General features: G+C 72.7%; 25 protein-coding genes. 7 read left to right on the forward strand and 18 right to left on the reverse strand.

Going from position 1 to position 23,205, the window contains the following annotated elements:
- Positions 1-204 precede the first annotated feature (204 nt).
- Positions 205-1,413 carry a nucleotide sugar dehydrogenase gene (locus ABZ899_RS19855; protein ID WP_361347623.1) on the forward strand — a complete coding sequence of 403 codons (1,209 nt, stop codon included), beginning with the start codon at positions 205-207 and terminating at the stop codon, positions 1,411-1,413.
- A gap of 122 nt (positions 1,414-1,535) precedes the next feature.
- Here ABZ899_RS19855 and ABZ899_RS19860 read toward each other — a convergent pair whose 3' ends face one another.
- The 4 genes from ABZ899_RS19860 to ABZ899_RS19875 form a co-directional block, all read right to left on the reverse strand.
- Entirely contained in the window at positions 1,536-2,660 is a 1,125-nt protein-coding gene (locus ABZ899_RS19860) for a GuaB3 family IMP dehydrogenase-related protein (protein ID WP_361347625.1), read from the reverse strand.
- A 108-nt stretch (positions 2,661-2,768) separates the two neighbouring features.
- Positions 2,769-4,271, reverse strand: coding sequence for an IMP dehydrogenase (gene guaB / locus ABZ899_RS19865; protein ID WP_361347627.1), 1,503 nt, complete (start codon positions 4,269-4,271; stop codon positions 2,769-2,771).
- A gap of 140 nt (positions 4,272-4,411) precedes the next feature.
- Positions 4,412-4,999 carry a sigma-70 family RNA polymerase sigma factor gene (locus ABZ899_RS19870; RefSeq protein ID WP_055622496.1) on the reverse strand — a complete coding sequence of 196 codons (588 nt, stop codon included), beginning with the start codon at positions 4,997-4,999 and terminating at the stop codon, positions 4,412-4,414.
- A gap of 328 nt (positions 5,000-5,327) precedes the next feature.
- Positions 5,328-5,939: a response regulator transcription factor gene (locus ABZ899_RS19875; RefSeq protein WP_003948568.1), complete on the reverse strand. Its 612-nt coding sequence runs from the start codon at positions 5,937-5,939 to the stop codon at positions 5,328-5,330.
- Between the two features lie 380 nt (positions 5,940-6,319).
- Here ABZ899_RS19875 and ABZ899_RS19880 point away from each other — a divergent pair, with 380 nt between their 5' ends.
- Positions 6,320-6,649, forward strand: coding sequence for a WhiB family transcriptional regulator (locus tag ABZ899_RS19880; protein WP_055622497.1), 330 nt, complete (start codon positions 6,320-6,322; stop codon positions 6,647-6,649).
- A 42-nt stretch (positions 6,650-6,691) separates the two neighbouring features.
- Here ABZ899_RS19880 and ABZ899_RS19885 read toward each other — a convergent pair whose 3' ends face one another.
- On the reverse strand, positions 6,692-7,615 hold the full coding sequence (locus ABZ899_RS19885) for a LysR family transcriptional regulator (protein ID WP_361347631.1): 924 nt from the start codon (positions 7,613-7,615) through the stop codon (positions 6,692-6,694).
- 81 nt (positions 7,616-7,696) lie between these two features.
- Here ABZ899_RS19885 and ABZ899_RS19890 point away from each other — a divergent pair, with 81 nt between their 5' ends.
- The 3 genes from ABZ899_RS19890 to ABZ899_RS19900 all read left to right on the forward strand — a co-directional run bounded on the left by ABZ899_RS19890 (position 7,697) and on the right by ABZ899_RS19900 (position 10,039).
- Entirely contained in the window at positions 7,697-8,365 is a 669-nt protein-coding gene (locus tag ABZ899_RS19890; protein WP_361347634.1) for an MOSC domain-containing protein, read from the forward strand.
- A 116-nt stretch (positions 8,366-8,481) separates the two neighbouring features.
- Positions 8,482-9,255 (forward strand): SDR family oxidoreductase, encoded by a 774-nt coding sequence (locus tag ABZ899_RS19895; protein WP_361347637.1) that lies wholly within the window; start codon positions 8,482-8,484, stop codon positions 9,253-9,255.
- Positions 9,256-9,346: 91 nt separating this feature from the next.
- The gene (locus ABZ899_RS19900) at positions 9,347-10,039 is read left to right on the forward strand and encodes an ester cyclase (protein ID WP_361347639.1); all 693 of its coding nucleotides are present in this window, start codon (positions 9,347-9,349) and stop codon (positions 10,037-10,039) included.
- A 173-nt stretch (positions 10,040-10,212) separates the two neighbouring features.
- Here the strand turns inward: ABZ899_RS19900 and groL are convergent, their stop codons facing one another.
- The 4 genes from groL to ABZ899_RS19920 all read right to left on the reverse strand — a co-directional run bounded on the left by groL (position 10,213) and on the right by ABZ899_RS19920 (position 14,302).
- Positions 10,213-11,838, reverse strand: coding sequence for a chaperonin GroEL (gene groL, locus ABZ899_RS19905; RefSeq protein ID WP_361347641.1), 1,626 nt, complete (start codon positions 11,836-11,838; stop codon positions 10,213-10,215).
- Between the two features lie 122 nt (positions 11,839-11,960).
- Entirely contained in the window at positions 11,961-12,269 is a 309-nt protein-coding gene (gene groES / locus ABZ899_RS19910) for a co-chaperone GroES (protein ID WP_013001368.1), read from the reverse strand.
- 207 nt (positions 12,270-12,476) lie between these two features.
- Positions 12,477-13,301, reverse strand: coding sequence for a polysaccharide deacetylase family protein (locus ABZ899_RS19915; protein ID WP_361347644.1), 825 nt, complete (start codon positions 13,299-13,301; stop codon positions 12,477-12,479).
- Entirely contained in the window at positions 13,298-14,302 is a 1,005-nt protein-coding gene (locus ABZ899_RS19920) for a polysaccharide deacetylase family protein (RefSeq protein ID WP_361347647.1), read from the reverse strand. Before ABZ899_RS19920 ends, ABZ899_RS19915 begins: the two co-directional genes overlap by 4 nt.
- A 52-nt stretch (positions 14,303-14,354) precedes the next feature.
- Here ABZ899_RS19920 and ABZ899_RS19925 point away from each other — a divergent pair, with 52 nt between their 5' ends.
- Complete coding sequence (locus ABZ899_RS19925) at positions 14,355-15,566, forward strand: class I SAM-dependent methyltransferase (protein ID WP_361347650.1); 1,212 nt, start codon at positions 14,355-14,357, stop codon at positions 15,564-15,566.
- Here the strand turns inward: ABZ899_RS19925 and ABZ899_RS19930 are convergent, their stop codons facing one another.
- The 8 genes from ABZ899_RS19930 to tsaB form a co-directional block, all read right to left on the reverse strand.
- On the reverse strand, positions 15,567-16,826 hold the full coding sequence (locus ABZ899_RS19930) for a sigma-70 family RNA polymerase sigma factor (RefSeq protein WP_361347653.1): 1,260 nt from the start codon (positions 16,824-16,826) through the stop codon (positions 15,567-15,569). It abuts the gene before it with no gap.
- A 47-nt stretch (positions 16,827-16,873) separates the two neighbouring features.
- Positions 16,874-17,230 carry a YciI family protein gene (locus ABZ899_RS19935; RefSeq protein ID WP_361347656.1) on the reverse strand — a complete coding sequence of 119 codons (357 nt, stop codon included), beginning with the start codon at positions 17,228-17,230 and terminating at the stop codon, positions 16,874-16,876.
- A gap of 109 nt (positions 17,231-17,339) precedes the next feature.
- On the reverse strand, positions 17,340-18,389 hold the full coding sequence (locus ABZ899_RS19940; RefSeq protein ID WP_361347659.1) for an LCP family protein: 1,050 nt from the start codon (positions 18,387-18,389) through the stop codon (positions 17,340-17,342).
- 118 nt (positions 18,390-18,507) lie between these two features.
- Positions 18,508-19,590: a LacI family DNA-binding transcriptional regulator gene (locus ABZ899_RS19945; RefSeq protein ID WP_361347663.1), complete on the reverse strand. Its 1,083-nt coding sequence runs from the start codon at positions 19,588-19,590 to the stop codon at positions 18,508-18,510.
- A 120-nt stretch (positions 19,591-19,710) separates the two neighbouring features.
- A complete protein-coding gene (locus tag ABZ899_RS19950) occupies positions 19,711-19,974 on the reverse strand; it encodes a hypothetical protein (protein WP_361347757.1) in 264 nt (87 codons plus the stop codon).
- Positions 19,975-19,988: 14 nt separating this feature from the next.
- On the reverse strand, positions 19,989-21,089 hold the full coding sequence (gene tsaD / locus ABZ899_RS19955) for a tRNA (adenosine(37)-N6)-threonylcarbamoyltransferase complex transferase subunit TsaD (protein WP_361347666.1): 1,101 nt from the start codon (positions 21,087-21,089) through the stop codon (positions 19,989-19,991).
- Positions 21,082-21,579: a ribosomal protein S18-alanine N-acetyltransferase gene (gene rimI / locus ABZ899_RS19960; RefSeq protein ID WP_361347760.1), complete on the reverse strand. Its 498-nt coding sequence runs from the start codon at positions 21,577-21,579 to the stop codon at positions 21,082-21,084. Before rimI ends, tsaD begins: the two co-directional genes overlap by 8 nt.
- 50 nt (positions 21,580-21,629) lie before the next feature.
- A complete protein-coding gene (gene tsaB / locus ABZ899_RS19965) occupies positions 21,630-22,286 on the reverse strand; it encodes a tRNA (adenosine(37)-N6)-threonylcarbamoyltransferase complex dimerization subunit type 1 TsaB (protein ID WP_361347669.1) in 657 nt (218 codons plus the stop codon).
- 111 nt (positions 22,287-22,397) lie between these two features.
- On the opposite strand from tsaB, the gene ABZ899_RS19970 reads away from it, so the two are divergent.
- Positions 22,398-22,949: a hypothetical protein gene (locus ABZ899_RS19970; protein WP_361347672.1), complete on the forward strand. Its 552-nt coding sequence runs from the start codon at positions 22,398-22,400 to the stop codon at positions 22,947-22,949.
- Between the two features lie 9 nt (positions 22,950-22,958).
- Here the strand turns inward: ABZ899_RS19970 and ABZ899_RS19975 are convergent, their stop codons facing one another.
- The gene (locus ABZ899_RS19975; protein ID WP_361347675.1) at positions 22,959-23,135 is read right to left on the reverse strand and encodes a hypothetical protein; all 177 of its coding nucleotides are present in this window, start codon (positions 23,133-23,135) and stop codon (positions 22,959-22,961) included.
- Positions 23,136-23,205: the final 70 nt, after the last annotated feature.

The raw sequence follows: 23,205 nt of genomic DNA on the forward strand, positions 1-23,205 counted from the left end.
CGTTCCCCCTGCCCAGAATTCTGACCGGGTTGCCCGAGTTCGGCCACCATGTACCCCGGCTTGTGGACAACACTCCCGGAAACGCGATCATTCAATGCGGCAAATCGGTCATATTTACTCCTAGTCTGACATTGCGCTCCCTCGTCCTGTCCACCGGGGTTGCGCACCAGCCCCATGTCGGTTACTGGGAAGGACGGCCCACGTATGCCCGCAGATCTCGCCGTCATCGGACTAGGCCCGTACGGCCTGCCCCTGGCCAAGGCCGCCGTCGCCGCCGGCATCCCCACACTCGGTTACCGCACCGGTCCGGAGGCCGCCTCTCTCAGTCCCGCCGAACTGCGCCGGATGCTCTCGGGGGGCTTCCGGCACGCCACCGGCCCGGCCGACCTCGGCCGGGTCCGCACCGCCGTCATCTGCTCGCCGACGCCGCTCGGGGCGGACGGCACGCTGGACCTGAGCGAGGTGGAGGCCGCCGCGCGCGCCCTCGCGGCCCGGCTGCGGCCGCACTCGACGGTCATCCTGGAGTCGCCGGTCCCGCCCGGCACGACGGAGAGCGTGCTGCGGCCCCTGCTCGAGGAGGGCTCGGGGATGTGCGCCGGCCGCGACTTCCACCTGGCCTACTCGCCCAGCCGCGTCGACCCCGGCAACCGCGACTTCCATCCCGCCAACACCCCCAAGGTGATCGGCGGCCTCACCCCCGCCTGCACCGAGTCCGCGGCCGCCTTCTACGGCCGCCTCACCGACAAGGTGGTCCGCGCGCGGGGCCTGCGCGAGGCGGAGACCGTGCAGGTGCTGGAGACCAACTTCCGGCATGTGAACATCGCCCTCGTCAACGAGATGGCCGTGCTCTGCCACGACCTGGGTGTCGACCTGTGGGACGTCGTGCGCTGCGCGGAGACCAAGCCCTTCGGCTTCCAGGCGTTCCGTCCCGGCCCCGGCGTCGGCGGGCACGCCGTACCGCAGGGACTGACCGCCCACACGGGCCGTTCCCTGCGCATGGTCGAACTGGCTCAGCAGGTCAACAGCCAGATGCCCCGTTACGTCGTCCAGCGCGCCGCCACCCTGCTCAACGAGCACGGCAAGTCCGCGCGCGGCGCCCGCATCCTCCTCCTCGGCGTCACGTACAAGCCGGACCTCGCCGACCAGCAGTCCACCCCCGCCCAGGAGGTGGCCGTCCGCCTGCTGGAACTGGGCGCGTCCATCAGCTACCACGACCCGTACGTGCCGTCCTGGAGCGTCCTGGACCGCCCGGTCCCCCGCGCCGACTCCCTCTACGAGGCCGCCGCCGACGCCGACCTGACGATCCTGCTCCAGCAGCACCGCACCTACGACCTCCAGGGCCTGTCGGTGAAGGCCCAGCTACTCCTCGACACCCGGGGCGCGGCCCCCACAGGGGCGGCGCACCGGTTGTGAGGAGGGGCGCACAGCACAGGCGGACGCCGACCCGCGGCCGGTGGCCCGGGTGGCGCTCAGCGCATGCGAAAGGGGCCGGTCGCCGCTCGGGCGACCGGCCCCTCCGGGCGTACGGGTGTCGGCTAGCGCTGGTGCTGGGAGTCCGCCACCGTGACCTCGACCCGCTGGAACTCCTTGAGCTCGCTGTAGCCGGTCGTGGCCATGGCGCGGCGCAGGGCGCCGAAGAAGTTCATGGAGCCGTCGGGGGTGTGCGAGGGGCCCGTCAGGACCTCCTCGATCGTGCCGACCGTGCCCAGGTCGACCTTCTGGCCCCGCGGCAGCTCCTCGTTCACGGCCTCCATGCCCCAGTGGCAGCCGCGCCCCGGCGCGTCCGTGGCACGGGCCAGCGGGGAGCCCATCATCACGGCGTCGGCGCCGCAGGCGATCGCCTTGGGGAGGTCGCCGGACCAGCCGACTCCGCCGTCCGCGATGACGTGGACGTACCGGCCGCCGGACTCGTCCATGTAGTCGCGCCGCGCCGCGGCCACGTCCGCGACCGCCGTGGCCATCGGGACGCGGATGCCGAGGACGTTGCGTGTGGTGTGCGCGGCGCCGCCGCCGAAGCCGACCAGGACGCCGGCCGCGCCGGTGCGCATCAGGTGCAGGGCCGCGGTGTAGGTGGCGCAGCCGCCGACGATCACCGGGACGTCGAGCTCGTAGATGAACTGCTTCAGGTTCAGCGGCTCGTGCGAGGACGAGACGTGCTCCGCGGAGACCGTCGTGCCGCGGATGACGAAGATGTCGACGCCCGCGTCGACGACCGCCTTGGAGAACTGGGCGGTGCGCTGCGGAGAGAGCGCGGCGGCCGTGACGACGCCGGAGTCCCGCACCTCCTTGATGCGCTGCCCGATCAGCTCCTCCTTGATCGGAGCGGCGTAGACCTCCTGGAGGCGGCGGGTGGCGGCCTCCGTGGGCAGCTCGGCGATCTCGTCGAGCAGCGGCTGCGGGTCCTCGTACCGGGTCCACAGGCCCTCGAGGTTCAGCACGCCGAGGCCGCCGAGCTCGCCGATGCGGATGGCGGTGGCCGGGGAGACGACCGAATCCATGGGGGCGGCCAGGAACGGCAGCTCGAAGCGGTAGGCGTCGATCTGCCAGGCGATCGAGACCTCCTTCGGGTCCCGCGTACGGCGGCTGGGGACGACGGCGATGTCGTCGAAGGCGTACGCCCGGCGGCCGCGCTTGCCGCGCCCGATCTCGATCTCAGTCACGTCTGTGGCCTTTCCCTGATGCGTTGCAGCGTCTTCCAGTATCGCCGACGGGCACGACGAGGGCGGCCCCGGATACGTCCGGAGCCGCCCTGTCGCGGGAGCCGGCGGCTACTTGTTGCTGTAGTTCGGCGCCTCGACCGTCATCTGGATGTCGTGGGGGTGGCTCTCCTTCAGACCCGCCGAGGTGATGCGGACGAAGCGGCCCTTGGACTCCATCTCGTCGATGGTGGCCGCGCCGACGTAGCCCATGGTCTGGCGCAGACCGCCGACGAGCTGGTGGAGCACGTTGGCCAGGGGGCCGCGGTAGGGCACCTGGCCCTCGACGCCCTCGGGCACCAGCTTGTCGTCGGAGGAGACCTCCGCCTGGAAGTAGCGGTCCTTCGAGTACGACCTGCCCTGGCCGCGGGACTGCATGGCGCCGAGCGAGCCCATGCCGCGGTAGGACTTGAACTGCTTGCCGTTGATGAAGAGCAGCTCGCCGGGGGACTCCTCGCAGCCCGCGAGCAGCGAGCCCAGCATCACGGTGTCGGCACCGGCGGCGAGCGCCTTGCCGATGTCACCGGAGTACTGCAGGCCGCCGTCGCCGATCAGCGGGATGCCGGCGGGGCGGGCGGCGAGGGAGGCCTCGTAGATGGCGGTGACCTGCGGGACGCCGATACCGGCGACGACACGGGTCGTACAGATGGAGCCCGGTCCGACACCGACCTTGATGCCGTCGACACCGGCGTCGATCAGGGCCTGCGCGCCGTCGCGGGTGGCGACGTTGCCGCCGATCACGTCGACGGAGACGCTGGACTTGATCTTCGACATCCAGCTGAGGGCGTTGCTGTTGTGGCCGTGCGAGGTGTCCACGACGAGGAAGTCCACCCCCGCCTCGGCGAGCGCCTGCGCCCGCTCCAGCGCCTCGGGGCTGGCGCCGACGGCGGCACCGACCAGGAGGCGGCCCTCGGCGTCCTTCGCGGCGTTGGGGTACTTCTCGGCCTTGACGAAGTCCTTGACCGTGATCAGGCCCTTGAGGGTGCCCTGGTCGTCGACCAGCGGCAGCTTCTCGATCTTGTGCCTGCGCAGCAGCTCCATGGCCTCGACGCCGGAGATGCCGACCTTGCCCGTGACCAGCGGCATCGGGGTCATGACCTCGCGCACCTGGCGGGAGCGGTCCGACTCGAAAGCCATGTCGCGGTTGGTGACGATGCCGAGCAGCTTGCCGGCCGGGTCGGTGACCGGGACGCCGCTGATGCGGAACTTGGCGCACAGGGCGTCCGCCTCGCCGAGGGTCGCCTCCGGGTGCACCGTGATGGGGTCGGTGACCATGCCGGACTCGGACCGCTTCACCAGGTCGACCTGGTTGACCTGGTCCTCCACGGAGAGATTGCGGTGCAGCACACCGACGCCGCCCAGGCGGGCCATCGCGATCGCCATGCGGGACTCGGTGACCTTGTCCATGGCGGCGGAGAGCAGGGGAATGTTGACCCGTACATTGCGGGAGATGCGGGACGAGGTGTCGACCGCGTTGGGCAGGACCTCGGAGGCGCCCGGCAGCAGCAGCACATCGTCGTAGGTAAGCCCGAGTGTCGCGAATTTGGCGGGCACTCCGTCGACGTTGGCAGTCATGACACCTTCCCCAAATGGCCTTGATCGGTGCGGATGTCCATGCTAACGGGAAGCCGCCGTGGCAAATTCCACGGTTCCGGGCGGCCGTCGGCTTCGTATGTTCGTACGGAATCCGGGCAATGCCCGTTCACCCGACGGGACTACTGCTCGGCGAGTGCCCGCAGTCTGCTCAGGGCCCGGTGCTGGGCGACCCGGACGGCCCCGGGTGACATTCCCAACATCTGGCCGGTCTCCTCCGCGGTCAGCCCCACCGCGATCCGCAGCAGCAGCAGCTCCCGCTGGTTCTCGGGCAGGTTGGCCAGGAGTTTCTTGGCCCACTCGGCGTCACTGCTCAGCAGCGCGCGCTCCTCGGGGCCCAGCGAGTCGTCCGGCCGCTCGGGCATCTCGTCCGAGGGGACGGCCGTGGAGCCGGGGTGCCGCATCGCCGCACGCTGGAGGTCCGCGACCTTGTGCGCGGCGATGGCGAAGACGAACGCCTCGAAGGGGCGGCCCGTGTCCTTGTAGCGCGGCAGCGCCAGCAGGACGGCGACGCAGACCTCCTGGGCGAGGTCCTCGACGAAGTGCCGGGCGTCCCCCGGCAGGCGGGACAGCCGGGTGCGGCAGTACCGCAGGGCCAGCGGGTGGACATGCGCGAGAAGGTCGTGGGTGGCCTGCTCGTCCCCGTCCACCGCGCGATGGACGAGTGCACCGATCGCCCCTGCGGCGTGAGCCGCCTCGTCGTCGCGCATCGGTCCATGGTGCCCTGCGGCCGCGGCGTCCGCGGCATCGCGGCCGTCGTTGTGCACCGAAGCGTTATGAGCAGGTGCGCCGGAACTCATCTCCTGCGCCCTCCCCTTCCGCTCGACCGACTCGTCCCCGAGAGACTCCACACCTCAAGGATGCGGCATCCGCGGCGAAACGAGCACCGGGCACCGACCGGACCCGTTGCCCGGCCTCGAAGCCGCGCCCCCACGGGGGCGCGGGCCGAGACATGGTGCGGCCGTGCCGCGCGCACGCGACCAGCCACGACGAACCCGGGGTCACCGGCGATGCGACGCCGGCCCCACGGCGGGACGCTCAGCGCACCAGGCCCCATCGGAACCCGAGCGCCACCGCGTGGGCCCGGTCCGAGGCGCCGAGCTTCTTGAACAGCCGGCGGGCGTGGGTCTTCACGGTGTCCTCGGACAGGAAGAGCTCGCGGCCGATCTCGGCGTTGGAGCGGCCGTGGCTCATGCCCTCCAGCACCTGGATCTCCCGTGCGGTCAGCGTCGGCGCGGCGCCCATCTCGGCGGAGCGCAGCCGGCGCGGGGCGAGCCGCCAGGTCGGGTCGGCCAGTGCCTGCGTCACCGTCGCGCGCAGTTCCGCGCGGGAGGCGTCCTTGTGCAGATAGCCGCGGGCACCGGCGGCGACCGCGAGGGCCACGCCGTCCAGGTCCTCGGCGACGGTGAGCATGATGATGCGCGCACCGGGGTCGGCGGACAGCAGCCGCCGGACCGTCTCGACGCCGCCCAGTCCGGGCATGCGTACGTCCATCAGAATCAGGTCCGAGCGGTCGGCCCCCCAGCGGCGGAGGACTTCCTCGCCGTTGGCCGCCGTCGTCACGCGCTCGACGCCGGGCACGGTCGCGACCGCGCGACGGAGCGCTTCTCGGGCAAGCGGGGAGTCGTCGCAGACGAGGACGGATGTCATGGCCGCCCTCCGCAGCTGATGCACGTCACCTTGAGCCTCCAGGCTGGTACGAAATGTCACCTGTGCGGTCGACCGTCTCGGACGCCTGCCCGAGCGCTTCTTCTTTCAACCGCCTCCGCCCTCTCAACGACGGTCACTCGAAAGAGTTACGGGGGCATGTGTCGTCTTCAGCACTCTACGTGAGGGGGCGGATACAGGGCACACATGCGGGGCGGACCCTCCCCGTTTCATCACAAGCGGTGCCCCATTTAGCCCTTTTTCTTCCTGTTTCACAGCGTTTGGGGCTAGATTCGCAATGAGTCATATTTTCATCTTCTTAGATCGTAGATGTACGGTCGTAGACACCGTATCCGCCCAGAACGGCTACAAGGGGTCACGCAATGGCAGATTTCTCCCGCCTTCCCGGACCGAACGCGGACCTGTGGGACTGGCAGCTGCTGGCTGCATGCCGCGGGGTGGACAGCTCCCTCTTCTTCCATCCGGAGGGCGAGCGCGGGGCGGCCCGGAGCGCTCGAGAGAACTCGGCCAAGGAGGTCTGCATGAGGTGCCCCGTGCGCGCACAGTGCGCGGCGCACGCGCTGGCGGTACGCGAACCGTACGGCGTATGGGGCGGCTTGACCGAGGACGAGCGCGAAGAGCTCATGGGGCGGGCACGCAACCGGCTGGTGTCGGCGTCGACCACCGGCGGGGACGCGGGTCCAGACCGCTGAAGGAACGTTTCTCCGATCAGGGCACGCACTGCGTGCCCTCTCTCATGCCCGGGGCTCCCCCGGGCCTCCGGCGGCGCGGGCGAGCTGGTCCAGGGTCGCGGCCACGGCCGGCACCTGGGCGAGGTCCGGCAGCGTGAGGGCGACGATCTCGCGGCGGACCGCCGGCTCCAGGGCCACCACGCGCACGCCCCGCGGCCGTACGGACTCCACGGCCAGCTGGGGCAGGACCGCCACGCCGAGACCGGCGCCGACCAGGCCGACCACCGCCGGGTAGTCGTCGGTGGCGAAGTCGATGCGCGGGGTGAAGCCGGCGCTCGCGCACACCTCGACCAGCTGACCGCGGCAGCGGGGACACCCGGCTATCCACGGCTCGGCCGCCAGATCGCCGATGGCGACCGACGCCGGTGACGCCGCGCGGGCGAGCCGGTGCCGCTCCGGGACCAGCCCGACCAGGCGGTCGGTGAGCAGCGGGCGGACCACGAGGTCGTCCCATTCCTCGACGCCGGCGGCGCTCTCGTACCGAAAGGCCAGGGCCACGTCGCAGTCGCCCTCGCGCAGCATCTCGACCGACTTCGGCGGCTCGGCCTCCTCCAGGGAGACACGGGTGCCGGGGTGGGCGGCGCGCAGGGCGGCGAGGGCCGTCGGGACGAGGGTGGAGCTGCCGCTGGGGAAGGAGACGAGCCGGACCCGTCCGGCGCGCAGACCGGCGATGGCGGCGACCTCCTCCTCGGCGGCGGTCAGTCCGGCCAGGATGCCGGTGGCGTGCCGCACGAGCGCCTCGCCGGCCTGGGTCAGCCGCATCGCGCGCCCGGTGCGGATCAGCAGCGGGGTGCCGACGGCCGTCTCCAGCGCCTTCATCTGCTGGCTCACGGCGGGCTGGGTGCAGCCCAGCTCGCGGGCGGCCGCCGAGAAGGAGCCGGTGGTCGCGACGGCGCGCAGGACACGGAGGTGACGGGCTTCGAGCACGTCATCGAGCATAAGCCGCGCTTGGAGAGCGCACCGAATATCGCATCGACACTTTGACCACCGGTCGCCTACCGTGCCGCCATGAAGCTTCTGTCAGTCAATCTCGGCCGCCCTCAGGCGGTGCCGTACACGGACCATGCCGAGGGTGTGACCGGCATCGACAAGCGCCCCGTCGAGGGCCCGGTGCGGGTGACGGCACCCGGCGCGAAGGGCGTCGGCGGGAGCGGTCTGGCCGGGGACGCGGTGTGCGCCAGGCAGCATCACGGCGGAGACGACCAGGCCGTGTACGCGGTGGCGCGGGAGGACCTCGACGCCTGGGAGCGCGAGCTGGGGCGCCCGCTGCGCAACGGCGTGTTCGGCGAGAACCTCACGACGTCCGGGGTGGACGTCTCCGGGGCGCTGATCGGCGAGCGCTGGCGGGTGGGGCCCGATCTGCTGCTGGAGGTCACGAGCGGCCGTATCCCCTGCCGCACCTTCCAGGGCCATCTGGGTGAACGGCAGTGGGTCAAGCGGTTCACGGCACAGGCCGCGCCGGGGGCGTATCTGCGGGTGATCGAGCCGGGAGAGATCCGGGCGGGCGACGCGATCGAGATCGTCCACCGGCCGGACCACGAGGTGACGGTGGCGTTCCAGTTCCGGGCGGTCACGACCGAGCGGACGCTGCTGCCGCGCGTCCTGGCCGCGGCCGAGTGGCTGCACCCGGAGGCGGTGCGGACGGCGAGGAAGTACGTGGCGACGCACGGGTCCTGACGCGACGCCGCGTGAAGGGCCGCGGGAGCGGGTTGCCGCCGGGTACGGCCGCGGCCGATGGCCCGCCGGGCGGCCGCGGAGCGGAACGGGCCGGTCCGGGTCACTAACCTTGCGCCATGACAACGGCATTGATCACGGGATCGACGGCGGGCCTGGGCTCCGCGTTCGCGCGACGGCTGGCCGCCGACGGACATGACCTCGTCCTGGTGGCCCGGGACACCGAGCGGCTGCGCGAGCAGGCCACCGAACTGCACGACCGGCACGGCGTCGAGGCGGAGGTGCTGACGGCGGACCTCGCCGAGGACTCCGGCATCGAGTCGGTCGCCGCCCGCCTCGGCGACCGCCGCAACCCGGTCGACCTGCTGATCAACAACGCGGGGTTCGGCAACAAGGGCCGCTACCTCGACGTGTCCATGGCCGACGAGCTGCGGATGCTGAAGGTGCACTGCGAGGCGGTGCTGCGGCTGACCTCGGCGGCGGCCGGGGCGATGCGCGAGCGGGGCCGGGGCGGTGTCGTGAACGTCGCCTCGGTGGCCGCCTTCGTGCCGCGCGGGACGTACGGCGCGTCCAAGGCGTGGGTCGTGCAGTTCACCCAGGGCGCGGCGCGGGACCTGGCCGGGAGCGGGGTGCGGCTGATGGCGCTGTGCCCGGGGTTCGTACGGACCGAGTTCCACGAGCGCGCGGGCATGGGCACGGACAACATCCCCGGGTGGATGTGGCTGGACGCCGACAAGGTGGCGGCCGCCGCGCTGGAGGACCTGGCGCGGGGGCGGACGCTGTCCGTCCCGGACCCGCGCTACAAGGTGCTGCTGGGCGCGGCGAAGCTGGTGCCGCGGGGCATGCTCGGCACGATCTCGTCGCGGACGGGCCGCAAGTACGGGCCGCAGTAGCGGGCGGTCCCGGCGGGAGGCGCCGGGCGGCCCCGGCGAGGAGAATGATGCTGTCCAGCCGCACCCAGGAGGACCGGGAGGCGCCGGCGTCATGACCTTCCTACAGCTCATCGACTGCAGGACGGACCGGTTCGACGAGATGAACCGGCTGATGGACAGGTGGGTCGAGCAGACCAGGGGGAAGCGGACGGCCACGCACGACGTCATCGCCCGGGACCGGTCCGACGCCTCGCACTTCGTGGAGATCGTGGAGTTCCCGTCGTACGACGAGGCGATGCGCAACTCCCACCTCCCCGAGACCGGGCGGATCTACGAGGAGATGGTGGCGCTGTGCGACGGGCCGCCGGTCTTCACCGACCTGGACGTGGTGCGGGACGAGCAGGTGAACGTCCTCACCGCGCGCGCCTTCTTCACGGCGCTGGGCCGCAGGCCCCCGGAGCACATCATCGAGCACCTCACGGACGACTACGTCGACCACGACCCGTCCTCCCCGCGCCCCGTCCAGGGCCTGGACGGGATGCGGGCGGTGCTGGAGGGCTGGTACGGCGCCTTCGACTTCACGTTCCGCATCGACGACCAGGTGGCCGAGGGCGAGCGGGTGTGCAGCCGCTGGACCCTGACGGGCCACCACAAGGGCGAGTTCCTGGGCATCCCGCCGACCGGCCAGGACGTGAGGATGCAGGGCATGACCTGGCAGCGCTTCCGGGACGGCCGCATCCGCGAGGGCCACTGGATCTACGACCGCGCGGGACTGATGGAGCAGTTGGGGGTACTCGGCGCATGACCGCGAAGGGGAAGGCCCCGCTCCCGTCCTGAGGACGGGGCGGGGCCTTTGTCGGTCCGAGGGGTGAGCGTCGCGTCCTGGGCCGGGGTCGCACCGGGCAGGGTGCGGCGAGGGCCCGGCACCCCCGTGGCGGGGGTGCCGGGCCCTCGTGCGTCGTCCTGGGAGCCGCTCACTCAGTGGGCGTGGCCGTGCCCGTGGCCGGCCGCGGCCGGCTCCTCCTCTTCCTTCTTCTCGACGACCAGGGTCTCGGTCGTGAGCAGGAGGGAGGCGATGGAGGCGGCGTTCTCCAGGGCGGAGCGGGTGACCTTGACCGGGTCGATGACGCCGGCCTTGACCAGGTCGCCGTACTCGCCGGTGGCGGCGTTGAAGCCGTGGCCCTTCTCGAGCTCGGCGACCTTGGAGGTGATGACGTAACCCTCCAGGCCGGCGTTCTCGGCGATCCAGCGCAGCGGCTCGACGGCGGCCCTTCGGACCACGGAGACACCGGTGGCCTCGTCGCCGGTCTTGCCGAGGTTGTCCTCGAGGACCTTCACGGCGTGGACGAGCGCGGAGCCACCACCGGAGACGATGCCCTCCTCGACCGCGGCGCGGGTCGCGGAGATGGCGTCCTCCAGACGGTGCTTCTTCTCCTTCAGCTCCACCTCGGTGGCGGCGCCGACCTTGATGACGCACACGCCGCCGGCCAGCTTCGCGAGACGCTCCTGGAGCTTCTCGCGGTCCCAGTCGGAGTCGGTGTTCTCGATCTCGGCCTTGATCTGGGCGATGCGGGCCTGGACGTCCTCGGACTTGCCGGCGCCGTCGACGATCGTGGTGTCGTCCTTGGTGACGGTGACGCGGCGGGCGGAGCCGAGCACGTCGAGGCCGACCTGGTCGAGCTTGAGGCCGACCTCCTCGGAGATGACCGTGGCGCCGGTGAGGATCGCGATGTCCTGCAGCATCGCCTTGCGGCGGTCACCGAAGCCGGGGGCCTTGACCGCGACCGCGTTGAAGGTGCCGCGGATCTTGTTGACGACCAGGGTCGACAGGGCCTCGCCCTCGACGTCCTCGGCGATGATCAGCAGCGGCCTGGAGGCGTTGCTCTGGATGATCTTCTCCAGCAGCGGCAGCAGGTCGGCGATGGAGGAGATCTTGCCCTGGTTGATGAGGATGTACGGGTCCTCCAGGACGGCCTCCATGCGCTCCTGGTCCGTCACGAAGTACGGCGACAGGTAGCCCTTGTCGAAGGCCATGCCCTCGGTGAAGTCCAGCTCCAGACCGAAGGTGTTGGACTCCTCGACGGTGATGACACCGTCCTTGCCGACCTTGTCCATCGCCTCGGCGATGAGCTCGCCGACCTGCTGGTCCTGGGCGGACAGCGCGGCGACGGCGGCGATGTCGGACTTCTGGTCGATCGGGCGCGCGGTCGCGAGGAGGTCCTCGGAGACGGCGGCGACGGCGGCGTCGATGCCCCGCTTCAGCAGGGCCGGGGAGGCGCCCGCGGCGACGTTCTTCAGGCCCTCGCGTACCAGCGCCTGGGCGAGCACGGTGGCGGTGGTGGTGCCGTCACCCGCGATGTCGTTGGTCTTGGTCGCCACCTCCTTCACCAGCTGGGCGCCGAGGTTCTCGAACGGGTCCTCGACCTCGACCTCACGGGCGATGGTCACGCCGTCGTTGGTGATGGTGGGAGCGCCGAACTTCTTGTCGATGACGACGTTGCGGCCCTTGGGGCCGATCGTCACCTTGACCGTGTCGGCAAGCTTGTTGACGCCGCGCTCGAGGGCGCGACGGGCGTCCTCGTCGAACTTCAGGATCTTCGCCATGACAGCGGGAGCCCTCTCGGATTCTGTGGGTTCTCAACAAAAGACACTGCGCCCCGGGCGCCCGGTTCTTATGTGGTCGCGGGGGCCAGGGGCGCAGCTGGAAGCAAGAGCTTCGAGGTGTCTTACTTCTCGATGACCGCGAGCACGTCGCGGGACGAGAGGACGAGGTACTCCTCGCCGTTGTACTTCACCTCGGTGCCGCCGTACTTGCTGTACAGCACGATGTCGCCGACCTTCACGTCGAGCGGAAGACGCTCGCCGTTCTCGAAGCGGCCCGGACCGACGGCGAGGATGACGCCCTCCTGGGGCTTCTCCTTCGCGGTGTCCGGGATGACCAGGCCAGAGGCGGTGGTCTGCTCGGCGTCGAGCGGCTGGACCACGATGCGGTCCTCAAGCGGCTTGATGGCAACCTTGGAGCTGGTGGTCGTCACGATCCGACCTCCCCCTTCGGAGATCTCACGGGGTTAACTGTCTGAGGTGGCGACCAGGTCGATCCGTCGTCGCGGGTGCCGGACCTGCCCGTCGCGTGGTTGGCACTCTCCAGTGGGGAGTGCCAGGACCGAGACTATGACCGCGGTTAGCACTCGGTCAAGCGGAGTGCCAATTCGCCGTGGCGCGGCGCGCCGCGGACAGCGGAGTCAGACGTAGTCCTCGAGGCGGCCCACGGTCAGCCCCCGCTCCTGAACCGCCCGCAGCAGCAGGGTGGTGCGCTCCCGCAGCGGCAGCCCGCCCGGCTCGCCCGAGGGGACGGAGACGACGTCGCCGGGGCGCAGCCGCGCGGGCCCCTTCGCGAACGTCAGCCGGCCGTCGCCCGCCATCGCCGCCCGCCACAGCACGACGGCGGTGACCCCGCAGTCGGCGGCGGCGCGCAGCGTGGTGGCGTCGTAGGTGCCGTGGGGCGGCCGGAAGAGCCGGGGGCGGACGCCGAAGCGGGCGTGCAGCTTGTCCTGCTGGCCGCAGATCTCGGCGCGCTGGCCGGCGTAGGGCAGTCCGCGCAGGGCGGCGTGGTCGAGGGTGTGGTTCTGCGGGGACGCGCCGACCGCGCGGAGCCGCGCGAAGTGCCCGTATCCGGGGCCGACGACGCTGTCCGTGAGGAACATGCTGACCGGCAGCCGCAGTTCGCGGACCATGTCGATGAACCGGGGGTCCTTCTCGGCGCCGTCGTCGTAGGTGAGGAAGACGACCCGGTCGCGGGTGGGGACGCGGTGCAGGACGGGCGGCGGGCCGCCGGGGCGCCGCGCCACCCGCCGGGCGGGTGACGGGGGCGGCGCGGGCAGCGGGTCGCTCAGGCCCCAGCGGCGGTACGGCTGCGCGGCGTGCGTGGCGTTCTTCGCCGAGCGCGTCGCTTCGTGCGCGGTCCCGGCGCGGGGGCCGGTGGCGGAGGTGCCGGCGGCGCATCCGGCGAGCAGGAGGGTCGCCAGGGCCACGGCGACGGGCGCACGTGTCCGCGGCGGGGGCGTCACAGGTAGTCCTCCAGCCGGGCCACCGCGAACCCCTCGGCCGTGACCCTGTCCAGGAACCGGCGGATCATGTCGGGCATTGTGCCCTTCCACTCGTCCCGGCCCCGGAAGTGACTGAGCACGATGTCACCCGGACGGATCCGGTGGTCGTCCTCCCGGTGGTCCCAGCGGTCGACGAAGACCTCCTCGTTCCACAGGGCGACGTACCGCACCCCGCAGGACCTGGCCGCGCGCAGGGTGTCGCGGTTGTAGTTGCCGAAGGGCGGCCGGAACAGCACGGGGCGTTCGCCGTAGCGCTCCTCCATGACCTCCTGCATGCCGCAGATCTCGTACTGCTGGTGGCGGTAGGACAGGGCGGGCAGGTAGCGGTGGTGGAGGGTGTGGTTCTGCAGATCGGCCCCCGCGCGCTGCAGCCGCCGGAAGTAGCCGTAGTCGTCCTTGATCACGTAGTCGCTGAGGAAGGCGGTGTACGGCACCTTCAGGTCGCTCATCATGCGCAGGAACGCGGGGTCCTTCTCGGCGCCGTCGTCGATGGTCAGGAAGACGACCTTCCGGTTCGTGGGGACGGTCGTGAAGACCGGCGGGAGGCCCAGCTCCTCGTGCCCGTCGACCTCGAAGCCCTTGCGGGTGGTGATCCGCGGCTTGACCGCGGGCGGCGGCGGGGGCACCAGGGGGACGCGGGCGAGCCGCCAGCGCCGGGCGGCGGCGACCCGGGCGGCTTGGGCCTGCTGGGCGGACTGCGGCTTCCTGCCGTCCGGCGCCCGGGTGGCGGTCGGAGGTGACGCGGGTGCGGCGGAGCGGCTCGGCACGGGACCCGCGGCCGGGGAGGTGCCGACCGCCGGGTCGGCGATACCGCCCTGCGCGCAGCCCGAGGCGACGGCGGCGACCGCGAGCCCGGCGACGGCACTCCGCAGCCGCGTCCGCCGGACCGCCCGGGCGACGGGACGGCTCCAGGCCGCGATCCCCAGCAGCCCCTTTTTGTCATTTTGTCCTACAAGTCGCATGGAGCCGGATCCTGACAGGCGCCCCCGCCCGGAGCGGGCCGACAGCGCCGCCATGGAGCCGACCATCCTCCGACTGGCCGACAATGACCCGGTGAACGACCACCTCGACGCCTTCACCGCCCTGCTCGCCCCCGAGGGCCGCGCCCTCCTCGACGCCGTGCGCGACACCGACCCCGCCGACGAGCTCGCCGTCGCGACCAGGCTGCGCCGCGAGCACCCGGCCGGGCTGGTGTCCGCGGCCCTCGGGCAGGCCCGGCTGCGGCAGCGGGCGGCGGCGAAGTTCGGCGCCGAGGACGCGGGGCGCATGTACTTCACGGCCAACGGCGTCGAGCAGTCGACGCGGGCGAGCGTGGCGGCGTACCGGGCGGCCCGGATGCGGGAGCTGGGCATCGGCTCGGTCGCCGACCTGTGCTGCGGCATCGGCGGCGACGCGATCGCGCTCGCGCGGGCCGGCATCCGGGTGCTGGCCGTCGACCGGGACCCGGTGACGGTGGCGGCGGCACGGGCCAACATGGCCGCGCTCGGGCTGGCGGACCTGGTCGAGGTGCGCGAGGCCGACGTCACCGAGGTCGCGACCGCCGGCTTCGACGCCGTGTTCGTCGACCCGGCCCGGCGCGGCGGACGCGGCCGCATCTTCGACCCGGAGGCGTACTCGCCGCCGCTGTCCTGGGCCGTCGAGGCGGCCCGCACCGCACCCCACGCCGCCCTGAAGGTCGCGCCCGGCATCCCGCACGAGGCGGTCCCCGGCGACGCCGAGGCCGAGTGGATCTCCGACGGCGGGGACGTCAAGGAGGCGGTGCTGTGGTTCGGCACGGCCCCCGGGGCCGTCCGCGCCACCCTGCTGCCGGGCCCGCGCTCGCTGCTCTCCCGCGGCCTGCCCGATCCGGCGGTGCGGCCCGTCGGGCGGTATCTGTACGAGCCGGACGGCGCCGTCATCCGGGCCCATCTGGTCGCCGAGGCCGCCGAGTCGCTGGACGGCGGGCTGGTCGACGCGACCATCGCGTACATCACGGCGGACGCGCTGCGCCCCACCCCGTACGCCACCGCGTACGAGATCACCGACCGGCTGCCGTTCAACGTGAAGCGGCTGAAGGCGCTGCTGCGGGAGCGCGGGGTGGGCACGCTGACCGTGAAGAAGCGCGGCTCGGCCGTCGAGCCGGAGGAACTGCGCCGCAAGGTCAAGCCGCAGGGGCCGAACGCGGCCACCGTGTTCCTGACCCGGGTGGCAGGCGCGCCGACGATGCTGGTGGGGCACCCCGCGTAGTCACGGCCCGGCCTCCGCCGCCCGTCGGCGCAGCATCTCCCGCTCCGCCTCGTTGCGCGTCAGCGCCGCCGCGCGCTCGAACTCCGCCCGCGCCTCGGCCCTGCGGTCGAGGCGCAGGAGCAGGTCGCCGCGCACGCTCGGGAGCAGGTGGTAGGCCCGCAGCGCCGGTTCGCCCGCGAGGCCGTCGACGATCTCCAGGGCGGGCCCGGGGCCCTCGGTCATCGAGACGGCGACCGCCCGGTTCAGCTCCACCACCGGCGACGGCGACCGGGCGGCGAGCAGCCGGTACAGCGTGGCGATGGACCGCCAGTCGGTGTCCTCGTAGCGGAACGCGTGCGCGTGGCAGGCGGCGATGGCGGCCTGGAGGGCGTACGGGCCGGGGGCGCCCGTCGCCGTCGCGCCCGCCCGGTCCAGGGCGGTGATGCCCCGGGCGATCAGCATGCGGTTCCAGCGGCGCCGGTTCTGGTCGCGCAGCAGGACGGGCGTGCCGTCGGGGGCGGTGCGGGCGGACGTGCGGGACGCCTGGAACTCCAGCAGCGAGGCCAGGGCGTGCACCTCGGGCTCCTTCGGCATCAGCGCGGCCAGCTGCCGGGCCAGCCGCAGCGCGTCCTCGCACAGCGCGGGGCGCAGCCAGTCGTCGCCCGCGGTCGCCGCGTACCCCTCGTTGAAGATCAGGTAGATGACGTCGAGGACGGAGCCGAGCCGCGCCTCGCGGTCGGGTCCGTACGGCACCTCGAAGGCGACGTTGCGGGCGGCCAGGGTGCGCTTGGCGCGGACCACGCGCTGGGCGACCGTGGCCTCGGGGACCAGGTAGGCGCGGGCGATCTCAGCCGTGGTCAGACCGCCGGCCAGGCGCAGGGTGAGTGCCGTGCGGGCCTGCGGGGACAGCACGGGATGGCAGGTGGTGAAGACGAGCCGGAGCAGGTCGTCGTCGATGGCGTCGGGGTCGGCGGGCTCCGGCGGCGGCACGTCCTCCAGGTTCCGGCCGATCTCCCGGAGCTTGCGGGCGTAGTTCTCCCGGCGGCGGACCAGGTCGACGGCGCGGTGGCGGGCGGCGGCGGTGAGCCAGGCGCCCGGCCGGTCGGGCACGCCGTCGCGCGGCCATTTCTCCAGCGCGGCGACCAGGGCGTCCTGGGCGAGTTCCTCGGCGATGCCGACGTCCCGGACGACCCGGGTGACGGCGGCGACGACGCGGGGGAACTCCAGCCGGAAGACGGTCTCCAGGGTGGACCGGGTGTCGATGGCGCGCGGTGTCTCCACAGCCCACCATCGAACACCCTGCCCGTCCGGCGGCCCAGCGGGCGCGGTCACCCCTCGGCGATCTCCCGCACCTCGCAGGTGACGGTCCAGAACTCCTCGTGCACCTTCAGGAACCGGGTGGTCCACTCGATGGCCTCGGCCTTGTCCTTGCACTGCATGATCGCGTACCCGCCGACGACCTCCTTGGCCTCGGTGAAGGGCCCGTCGGTGACGGAGATCCGGCCGCCCTCCCAGTGCACCCGGGTGCCCTGCGCGGACGGCAGCAGCCCGGCGGTGTCGAGCATGACGCCGGCCTTGGTGACCTCCTCGATCAGCTCCCCCATGCGCCGCATCAGTTCGGGGCTCGGGCCGTCGGCGGGGGCGGACGCCTCGTCGATCTTCACGAGCGACAGGTATCGGGGCATGGTGACTCCTCGTGCTGCGGTGGCCGGGCCCTTCCCGGCCTCTCACCCCTGCGTCGAACGGCCGGCCGCCGGATCGACACGTCCCCCGGGATCTGTGAGAAGTTTTCTCTCAGCGCAGCGACTCCCACAGCTTCCCCGCCTCCGGCTCGTCCGCCACCACCCGGTTGTGGTTGGACGGCGCCGGCACCACCGGCATGGTCAGGGTCCTGACGCCGTCCGACGTCAGCCCCCGCAGGCTCTGCCCGAGGCCGGTCAGCTCGCTCAGCGAGTCCAGTCCCGTGTCCGTGGTCAGGGCGCCGGTCACCGCGTCGGCGACCCGGTAGAGCCGGGCGGGATCGGTGAGCAGGTCGGTGGCGGAGATCTGGTCGAGCAGCGCCTTCACCAGCTTCTGCTGGAGCTCGATGCGGCCCAGGTCGCTGCCGTTGCCGATGCCGTGCCGGGTGCGGGCCAGGGCCAGCGCCTGCTCGCCGTCCAGGTGGTGCGTGCCGGCCGCGAGGTCCAGATGGCTGTCCTCGTCCTGGATGTCCTCGTCCGTGGTGACCGTGACCCCGCCGAGGGCGTCCACCAGCTTCGCGAACCCGGAGAAGTCGAGCTCGACGTAGTGGTCCATCCGCACGCCCGTCAGGGACTCGGCCGTCTTGACGGCGCAGACCGGACCGCCCAGCGCGTAGGCGCTGTTGAACATGGCCTGGTACGCCTGCCGGGTCGACCCGCCCGACGGCAGCGGGCAGGACGGCCGGGTGACCAGGGTGTCGCGCGGGATGCTCACGACCGTGGCCGTGGTGCGGCCGGCGTCGATGTGGAACACCATCGCGGTGTCCGAGCGGGCGCCCCCGCTGTCGCCCCCGCCGAGCTTCCTGTTGGCGGCGCCGCTGCGTGAGTCCGAGCCGAGGACCAGGATGTTCAGCGCGTCCGTCGGCAGCGGTGACGCCGACGGCGCCGGGGTCGTCATCGCCCGGGGCGGGCGGTCGTCGCCCAGTGCCTGGTCGATGTCGACACCGGTGATGTTGTCGTCGAGATGCCGGTAGGCCCAGGCCGCCGCCCCGATCGCCAGGGCCAGTAAGGCCGCGAGGGCGATCCCCGCCCTTCGCGACACCGACGCCCGGCGTTCCCCGCGTCCCCCGTCGTCCCCGCCCGTTCCCCGCCCGCGTCCCCTCATAGGTAGGAACGTACGTCCGAATTATTACGGCCAGGGAGCCCAGGGCGGCTTTTCTCGCGAAATTCTCAGACTTCTCTCAGAAAGGAGCCGAAAGTTTCGCGCCGAGCCCCGGCGGGCGTCACAGCCCGGGCGCCGGGGCCGTGCTGCTCCGCACCACCAGGCTGGTCGCCAGGTCCACCCTGGTCGCCGTAGGGGTGCCCTGCTCGCGGGCGAGGTCCAGCACCAGCTTCGCCGCCGCCTCCGCCATCTCCGTCAGGGGCTGCCGCACGGTCGTCAGCGGCGGCCCGACCCACCGCGCGACCGGCAGGTCGTCGAACCCGACCACGCTCAGGTCCTCCGGCACCCGCAGGCCGAGCTCCCGCGCGGCCTCGTACAGCCCGAGCGCCTGCAGGTCGTTGCCGGCGAAGACCGCGGTGGGCCGGTCGGGGCGGCGCAGCAGTTCCAGGCCCTGCCGGTAGCCGGTCTCGTGGTGGAAGTCGCCGGTCCTGACCAGGTCCTGGTCGGCCGTCAGCCCGGCCGTCTCCAGGGCGGCGCGGTAGCCGTCGAGGCGGGCGCGGCTGCACATCATCCGGGACGGTCCGGTGATCGCGCCGATCCGCCGGTGCCCGAGCTCGATCAGATGCCGGGTGGCGGCGAGGCCGCCCTGCCAGTTGGTCGCGCCGATGGACGGCACGTCGGCGCCCGGGTCGCCCGCCGGGTCCATCACCACGAACGGGATCGAACGGCTGGTCAGCAGCGCGCGCTGGGACTCGTCGAGGTCGGACAGCACGAGGATCACGCCGTACGGGCGGCGGGCGGCGACCTGGTCGGCCCAGGTCCGGCCCGGAGTGAGGCGCCCCGCGCTCTCGCTGAGCACGACGCTCAGCCCCGCGTCGCGGGCCACGTTCTCGACGCCCCGGATGACCTCCATCGCCCACGCGCTCTCCAGCTCGTGGAAGACCAGGTCGATCAGGGGCGAGCGGCCGGTCTCGGTCCGCCGGCGGCGGTAGCCGTGGGCGCGCAGCAGCTCCTCGACACGGCTGCGGGTACCCGGGGCCACGTCCGCGCGTCCGTTGAGGACCTTCGAAACAGTCGGCGCCGAGACGCCGGCCTCGCGGGCGATCTCGGCGAGCGTGGCCGTCCGCCCGGACCGGCCGGTCGTCGCTGCCGACCGGTTCTCCGGCTCGGCCGTCCGGGATGCGGCGGTCTCACGGGCTGTCATGGCGGCGATCGTAACCCCGCCCGGCCCGGTGACGAACCTTTCCGGCCCAGTCCGTATGCCGGAACATTCGGCACGCACCACGAAACCTTCGAGCCACGGGACCGCCCCGCGACGGTTCTCTCAGCCGCCGGACCGGCCGGGACCCTCCGTACCGAGCGACTCGAACCGCCACCGGTGCACGGCCCGGGTGACCAGATCGCCGTCCGGTTCCGGCAGTTCGGGGACCTCGGCGTCGGCGTCCGCCTCCCACCACGTGATGACGAGGACCCGGTCCTGCGCCGCCCGGAGGGTCTCCCGGCGCAGGGGCGGCCGCGGCAGTTCCTGCGCCCGCGCCCAGGCGAGCAGGTCCCCGCCCCGCCCGGGCACCGCCCGCGCCTCCCACATCAGGGCGACGACGCTCACGAGTACAGGTTCTCGTTGCTCACCTCGTGCACGTGGTCGTGCCCGGCGCCCGGCACATGCGGCTCCGTCACCGGCAGCGAGGAGTCCGCCGACAGGTCCCAGTCGGAGGCCGCCCGGTTGCGCGCGACCATCTCGGCGCCGAGCGCGGCGACCATCGCGCCGTTGTCCGTGCACAGCTTCGGCCGGGGCACCCGCAGCCGGATGCCGGCCGCCTCGCAGCGCTCCTGCGCCAGTGCCCGCAGCCGGGAGTTCGCGGCCACGCCGCCGCCGATCATCAGGTGGCCGACGCCCTCGTCCTTGCAGGCCCGTACGGCCTTGCGGGTCAGCACGTCGACGACCGCCTCCTGGAAGGAGGCCGCGACGTCCCGCACCGGCACCTCCTCGCCCGCGGCCCGCTTCGCCTCGATCCAGCGGGCGACGGCGGTCTTCAGGCCGGAGAAGGAGAAGTCGTACGCCGGGTCGCGCGGGCCGGTCAGACCGCGCGGGAACGCGATCGCGTTCGGGTCGCCCTCGCGGGCGTAGCGGTCGATGACCGGTCCGCCGGGGAAGCCCAGGTTCAGCACGCGGGCGATCTTGTCGAACGCCTCGCCCGCCGCGTCGTCGATGGTCGCGCCCATCGGGCGGACGTCGGAGGTGATGTCGGAGGACAGCAGCAGCGAGCTGTGCCCGCCGGACACCAGCAGCGCCATCGTCGGCTCCGGGAGCGGCCCGTGCTCCAGCTGGTCCACACAGATGTGCGAGGCGAGGTGGTTGACGCCGTACAGCGGCTTGCCGAGCGCGTAGGCGTACGCCTTGGCCGCCGACACGCCGACCAGCAGCGCGCCCGCGAGGCCGGGACCGGCCGTGACCGCCACGCCGTCGAGGTCGCGCGCGCTGACGCCCGCCTCCTTCAGCGCCCGGTCGATGGTCGGGATCATCGCCTCCAGATGGGCCCGGGAGGCGACCTCCGGCACGACGCCGCCGAAGCGGGCGTGCTCCTCGACGCTGGAGGCCACGGCGTCGGCGAGCAGGGTGGTGCCGCGGACGATGCCGACGCCGGTCTCGTCGCACGAGGTCTCGATGCCCAGAACGAGGGGTTCGTCCCGCGAGTCAGCCATTGATCTCAGTTCCTTGTACGGAGTCGTCACCCGCGGCACTGCCGCTGTCGGGCGCTGTGGTCAGTCGCATCACCAGGGCGTCCACGTTCCCCGGCTGGTAGTAGCCGCGCCGGAAGCCGATGGCCTCGAAACCGAAGCGCTCGTAGAGCTTCTGCGCGCGGACGTTGTCCACCCGGCACTCCAGCATCACCTCGGCGCACTCGAACTCGGTGGCCGCGCGCAGCAGCTCGGCCAGCAGCCGCCCGCCGAGGCCGGTCCCCCAGTGGTCGCGCGCGACGGCGATGGTCTGGACGTCCCCCAGGTCGCCGGCGGAGGCGAGCCCGGCGTAGCCGACCAGGCGCCCGTCCTGCTCGGCGACGACATAGCGGCGGGTGGCCTCGGCCCCCCGGGCGTGGGCCAGTTCGGACCAGAACATGCCCCGGGACCAGGCGTCCTCGGGGAAGAGCGCCTTCTCCAGCTCCAGGACGGGGTCGATGTCCCACCAGCGCATCTCGCGCAGTTCGGGGCCCTCGGCGCCGCCGGGGGCGGTCACGGGTCCGGTCACTTGGGGGTGACCACCTTGTAGTTCTTGGGGACCTGGGCGTCGGGGCGGCGCAGATACAGCGGCCGCGGCGCGGGCAGCTCCTCCCCCGCGGCCATCCGCTCGGCGGCCAGGGCGGCCAGGGCGGCCGCCGACACGTGCTCGGGCTCGTGGGTCGACGGGAACGTGTCGGGGTAGAGCAGCGCGCCGGCGCCGACGGCCGGCAGTCCGGCCACCTCGGCCGCTATGTCGGCGGGCCGGTCGACGGCCGGATCGGTCAGCCGGGTGCGGGAGTCGGCGTACCGGGCCCAGTAGACCTCCTTGCGCCGGGCGTCGGTCGCCACGACGAAGGGGCCCTTCTCGATGTCGGCGGCGTAGGCGAGACCGTCCAGGGTGCACACGCCGTGCACGGGGACGCCGAGGGCGAACCCGAAGGTGTCGGCGGTCATCAGGCCGACCCGCAGCCCGGTGTAGGGGCCGGGGCCGACGCCCACGACGACGCCGGTGACGGCGTCCAGCCGCACACCGGCCTCGGCGAGGACCCGGTCGACGGCCGGCAGCAGCAGCTCGCCGTGCCGGCGCGCGTCCACCTGGCTCGAGGAGGCGATGACGTCCGTGCCGTCGTGCAGCGCGACGGTGACGGCGGGGGTGGCGGTATCCAGAGCGAGCAAGAGCACGCAAACAGCCTACGGCGCCCGGGGCTCCGGAAGTGCCGCCCCGGTCGGGCGGGCGGTGACTGCTACGGTCGGCATGATCACGTGGCGCGAGCGAACGCTGAGGTGGTGACGGTGGCGGGCAGCAGTTCCGGATTCGTCGTGGGCCTGAGCGCGGCCGCCCTCGCCGCGGTCGCCTTCCTCACCTTCCAGGCCGCCGCGAACGTCCCGCCCGACCTGGGCGAGCGTCCCGGCGGCACGCTCGCGGCGAGTACCTCCGAGGCCCCCCGGGACGACGGCGACCCCGAGGCGCTGCCCGCCCTCTCCGGGACCGGGGAGCGGGTCGTCTACTCCCTGGGCGAGGACCGGGTGTGGCTGGTGGGGGTCGGCGGCAAGGTCAAGCGGACGTTCCGGGTGACCCCCGGATCGGTCGACCCGCCACCGGGCATCTACCCGGTCGGGTCGCGCTCCGGCTCGGTCACCGGGACCGACGGGCTGCCGGTGGAGCACGTGGTGCGGTTCGCGGCGGTGGACGGCGTGACGATCGGCTTCAGCGCGGCCGTGCCGGGCGGCACCCCGCAGCCGGACCCGACCGCGCGGACGGGCGGCATCCGCCAGTCACGTGGTGACGGGACCGCCATGTGGGAGTTCGCGACGATCGGCCGCCCGGTGGTCGTGGTCCCCTGACCGCCCTGGTCAGGCCGCCTCGGGCCGGGGTTCGGCGACCGGGCGGGGCTCGGGCGCGCGCGGAGGTGTCGAGACGAGCCGCGCTGCGGCGTTGGCCGCCAGCAGGTCGCGCACGGACAGCGAAGCGCCGTGGGCCGGCGGGTGCGGCCGCGCCTCACCGTGGGGCGTGTTCTCCGGTGCCGGCATGGGACGCCTCCTGAGGTCGGGGGCGGGTGTGGTTAGGCACGCCTAACCACGGGCTGAATACCATGTGACC

Source organism: Streptomyces sp. NPDC046859 (assembly GCF_040645135.1).
GTDB lineage: Bacteria > Actinomycetota > Actinomycetes > Streptomycetales > Streptomycetaceae > Streptomyces.

Bases quoted from the DNA above. Each gene is read 5' to 3' on its own strand.
- ABZ899_RS19895 (WP_361347637.1), top strand. From the start codon at position 8,482: ATGACAACGGCATTGATCACGGGATCGACGGCGGGCCTGGGCTCCGCG.
- rimI (WP_361347760.1), bottom strand. From the start codon at position 21,579: ATGCGCTGGTGGGACATCGACCCCGTCCTGGAGCTGGAGAAGGCGCTC.
- guaB (WP_361347627.1), bottom strand. From the start codon at position 4,271: ATGACTGCCAACGTCGACGGAGTGCCCGCCAAATTCGCGACACTCGGG.
- ABZ899_RS19920 (WP_361347647.1), bottom strand. From the start codon at position 14,302: ATGCGACTTGTAGGACAAAATGACAAAAAGGGGCTGCTGGGGATCGCG.
- groL (WP_361347641.1), bottom strand. From the start codon at position 11,838: ATGGCGAAGATCCTGAAGTTCGACGAGGACGCCCGTCGCGCCCTCGAG.
- ABZ899_RS19975 (WP_361347675.1), bottom strand. From the start codon at position 23,135: ATGCCGGCACCGGAGAACACGCCCCACGGTGAGGCGCGGCCGCACCCG.
- ABZ899_RS19935 (WP_361347656.1), bottom strand. From the start codon at position 17,230: ATGCCCCGATACCTGTCGCTCGTGAAGATCGACGAGGCGTCCGCCCCC.
- ABZ899_RS19940 (WP_361347659.1), bottom strand. From the start codon at position 18,389: ATGAGGGGACGCGGGCGGGGAACGGGCGGGGACGACGGGGGACGCGGG.
- ABZ899_RS19890 (WP_361347634.1), top strand. From the start codon at position 7,697: ATGAAGCTTCTGTCAGTCAATCTCGGCCGCCCTCAGGCGGTGCCGTAC.
- ABZ899_RS19950 (WP_361347757.1), bottom strand. From the start codon at position 19,974: ATGTGGGAGGCGCGGGCGGTGCCCGGGCGGGGCGGGGACCTGCTCGCC.
- ABZ899_RS19855 (WP_361347623.1), top strand. From the start codon at position 205: ATGCCCGCAGATCTCGCCGTCATCGGACTAGGCCCGTACGGCCTGCCC.
- ABZ899_RS19870 (WP_055622496.1), bottom strand. From the start codon at position 4,999: ATGCGCGACGACGAGGCGGCTCACGCCGCAGGGGCGATCGGTGCACTC.
- ABZ899_RS19900 (WP_361347639.1), top strand. From the start codon at position 9,347: ATGACCTTCCTACAGCTCATCGACTGCAGGACGGACCGGTTCGACGAG.
- ABZ899_RS19880 (WP_055622497.1), top strand. From the start codon at position 6,320: ATGGCAGATTTCTCCCGCCTTCCCGGACCGAACGCGGACCTGTGGGAC.
- ABZ899_RS19875 (WP_003948568.1), bottom strand. From the start codon at position 5,939: ATGACATCCGTCCTCGTCTGCGACGACTCCCCGCTTGCCCGAGAAGCG.
- ABZ899_RS19925 (WP_361347650.1), top strand. From the start codon at position 14,355: ATGGAGCCGACCATCCTCCGACTGGCCGACAATGACCCGGTGAACGAC.
- ABZ899_RS19945 (WP_361347663.1), bottom strand. From the start codon at position 19,590: ATGACAGCCCGTGAGACCGCCGCATCCCGGACGGCCGAGCCGGAGAAC.
- tsaD (WP_361347666.1), bottom strand. From the start codon at position 21,089: ATGGCTGACTCGCGGGACGAACCCCTCGTTCTGGGCATCGAGACCTCG.